2 protein-coding genes are annotated in these 3,284 nt (G+C 55.9%); both read right to left on the reverse strand.

The window, feature by feature from the left end:
- Nucleotides 1-85 precede the first annotated feature (85 nt).
- Entirely contained in the window at nt 86-1,147 is a 1,062-nt protein-coding gene (locus Q1K49_RS14685) for a deoxyguanosinetriphosphate triphosphohydrolase (RefSeq protein WP_300526714.1), read from the reverse strand.
- A 150-nt stretch (nt 1,148-1,297) separates the two neighbouring features.
- A partial coding sequence (gene ppdK / locus Q1K49_RS14690; RefSeq protein ID WP_300526715.1) for a pyruvate, phosphate dikinase occupies nt 1,298-3,284 on the reverse strand: 1,987 nt, incomplete at its 5' end.

Below are 3,284 nucleotides of genomic sequence, written 5' to 3' on the forward strand. Positions count from 1 at the left end.
CAAGTGGAGGCACGCTACCAGGAATTACTCAAAGAATATGGACTGGGAGGCAATTGACCTCTCTCCGGGGGAAGTCCCTTCGAAATCAGGAGCCTCTGTTGCTCGTTTGTCGTCCCTTTTCCAGCGGCCACGGAGAAGGGACGACGATTTTCTCAAAGAGGAACAGGGCATAGCGATCACTCATCCCCGAGAGAAAATCGAGAAGGGAAACAACGCCCTGTCGCTCCTCCATGTTTTTTTTCTCTCTCTTTTCCTCCAACAGTATCGTAAAGAGCGTTCTCAAAACATGTTCGACCCGAGGTTCTTCCCGCTTTGCCCGCTCATCCGCATAGACTCGACAATAGAGGAACGATCTGAGTTCCTCGACGAGGTCCAGCATGGAATCGCTCATGACAACCCCACCTTCTCCACTGCATGCCACGACATCTTCCACGATGCTCCCTATCCGTTGTCCGTGCGTCGCGCCGAGATCACGGAAAACGAAGGGAGGAATATCCTCCGGATGAAGCAGTTCGGCTCGAAGCGCGTCATCGAGATCGTGGTTCAGATAGGCAATGGAGTCCGCAAGACGAACGACACGTCCTTCATACGTAATGGGCATGTCCGACCACAATCTGTCCCGAAACGAGGTCTGTCCCTTGGAATGGCGAAGAATTCCGTCAAGAACTTCCTGAGTGAGATTGAGGCCTTTCCCGTCGTTCTCGAGATGAACGACGACACGGAGACTTTGGGAGGCGTGGTGGAATCCTTCTTGTACACCATGCTCTTTCGCCAATTTGTCAAGCACCCGTTCTCCCATGTGGCCGAAGGGAGTATGCCCTAGATCATGTCCCAGGGCGATCGCCTCGGTCAGATCCTCGTTGAGACGCAAGGCCCTGGAAAGTGTTCTCGCAATTTGGGAAACTTCAAGGGTGTGGGTGAGACGCGTGCGGAAATGGTCGCCCTCGGGCAGGAGCAGGACCTGTGTCTTGTGTTTGAGCCTTCGAAATGCCTTACTGTGGACAATTCTGTCCCGATCCCTCTGGTAACAGGTCCGCAGAGGACAGGGGGGTTCCTGGCGAGCCCTTCCCTTCGAGTCCGCACTCTTCGACGCCCAGGGGGCGAGAATGTTGTTCTCCACGTCTTCCCAGCGTTCCCTGATGTTCATGAGCGTGTCATCCTCCTAGCCTACGACAGGACCCGGGGGAAATCCCCGGGTCCTGTCGTTCGTTTTTTATGCATGAACAGGGGCAATCGCAGAACCTCTTTCGCACGGTACCCCCGCCCCAAAAGTATACAATGCACTACTTCCCGTGGCTCACTTCTTCGGGACGATATCCGCCAGCGCGGCATGAGCGGCGGCGAGACGGGCCACAGGGATTCTGAAGGGAGAGCAACTCACGTAGAGAAGCCCGAGCTCATGACAGTAGGCGATGCTCTCGGGATTACCGCCGTGTTCACCACAGATGCCGATTTGAATGTCCGATCGAACCCTTCTTCCATCATCCACGGCAATGCGCATGAGCCGGCCGACGCCGGTACGGTCGAGGACGTGGAAAGGGTTTTCCGGCAAAACATGGAGCCGCACATATTCGGCGAGAAATTTCCCCTCCGCATCGTCTCTTGAATATCCGAAGGTCGTTTGCGTCAGATCGTTCGTGCCGAAACTGAAGAATGAGGCGTATGCCGCCAGTTCGTCCGCGATAAGTGCCGCCCGGGGAACTTCGATCATCGTCCCGACCAGGTAATGTACAGAGGTCTTGTGCTTTTCCATGATTTCGGCGGCGAGGTCGTCCACCATTTTCTTCAGTCGTTTCATTTCCTCCTGCGTTCCAATGAGAGGAAGCATCACGTCAGGAAGAACATTCTTTCCCTGTTTGACAAGCTCGCAGGCGGCATCGAAAATGGCACGGATTTGCATCTCGTATATTTCAGGAAAGATGATACCGAGGCGACATCCTCGAAAACCCAGCATGGGATTGACTTCTTTCAAAGAAAGCGCTTTCGCCAGGGTTTTCTGGATCTCCTCCGCTTCCGCGTTGTTCTCGGGAGATGGCGCTGCCGTCAGCTCGCGAAGGCGATCCCGAAGCTCGTTTTCCTTGGGCAGAAACTCGTGAAGCGGCGGGTCCAGAAGGCGTATCGTGACAGGATATCCCTCCATCGCGTCCAAGATACCTAGAAAGTCCTCGGTCTGCATGACTCGCAATTTATCGAGGGCTCGCATGCGCTCTTCGCGGGACGCGGCGATGATCATCTCCTGCATGACCGGCAGGCGCTCCCCTGCCATGAACATATGTTCCGTGCGACACAGCCCGATACCCTTCGCACCGAAATTCCGCGCCCTCCTGGCATCTTCGGGAGTGTCTCCATTCGCCCAGACCTGGAGAACTGCATGCTTGTCCGCCTCGGCGAGAAGTTTCCGGAAGTCCTCGTCAAAGGAAGGCTGAACGAGGGGAACCTCGCCGATCATCACCCTTCCACGAGAACCGTCAACAGTGATGACATCCCCTCGGCGGACGGTTTTTCCACCGACACGGAAACAGTTTCCCGCCAGATCGATCTCCAGGGCCTCGCAACCGGAAACACAGGGTTTCCCAAGCCCCCTGGCAACGACGGCGGCATGACTTGTCATGCCGCCGTGGCTCGTCAGAATTCCCTGCGCGGCGAACAGACCATGGATGTCATCGGGAGTGGTCTCAGGGCGAACGAGAATGACCGCCTTACCCTCTTTGCCGAGCTGCTCTGCCTCGTCAGCATCAAAGACGACGCTCCCCACGGCCGCTCCGGGTGACGCGGGAAGCCCCTTGGCGAGAACATCGAGAACAGCATCGGGATCTACCTGACGGTGAAGCAGTTGTTCAACCTGTTCCGGTGTAACCCTTGTCACAGCCGTAGCGCTGGAGATGATTCCTTCTTCGAGCATGCGCACCGCAATGTGTACCGCTGCCTTGGCCGTACGTTTTCCGTTTCTGGTCTGGAGCATGTAGAGCTTCCCCCGCTCCACGGTGAACTCGATGTCCTGCATGTCCTTGTAGTGGAGTTCCAACTGGTTGGCTATCGCTCTCAGTTCCGCCGCAATCTTGGGCATTTTACCGTCGAGTTCGTCAATGGGCTCGGGTGTCCGGATGCCCGCAACCACATCCTCGCCTTGAGCGTTTATGAGAAATTCACCGTAGAGTTTTTTCTCCCCCGTAGAGGGATTCCGAGTGAAGCACACTCCAGTACCACAATCGTCCCCGAGGTTACCAAAGACCATGGTGACGATGCTGACCGCCGTACCGAGCGTGTCCGGAATTTTGTTGATT

The sequence above is a fragment of the Aminiphilus sp. genome (assembly GCF_029975095.1).
Classification (GTDB): domain Bacteria; phylum Synergistota; class Synergistia; order Synergistales; family Aminiphilaceae; genus Aminiphilus.

Excerpts from the sequence above, each read along its gene's own strand:
- Q1K49_RS14685 (WP_300526714.1), bottom strand. The coding sequence starts at position 1,147 with ATGAACATCAGGGAACGCTGGGAAGACGTGGAGAACAACATTCTCGCC.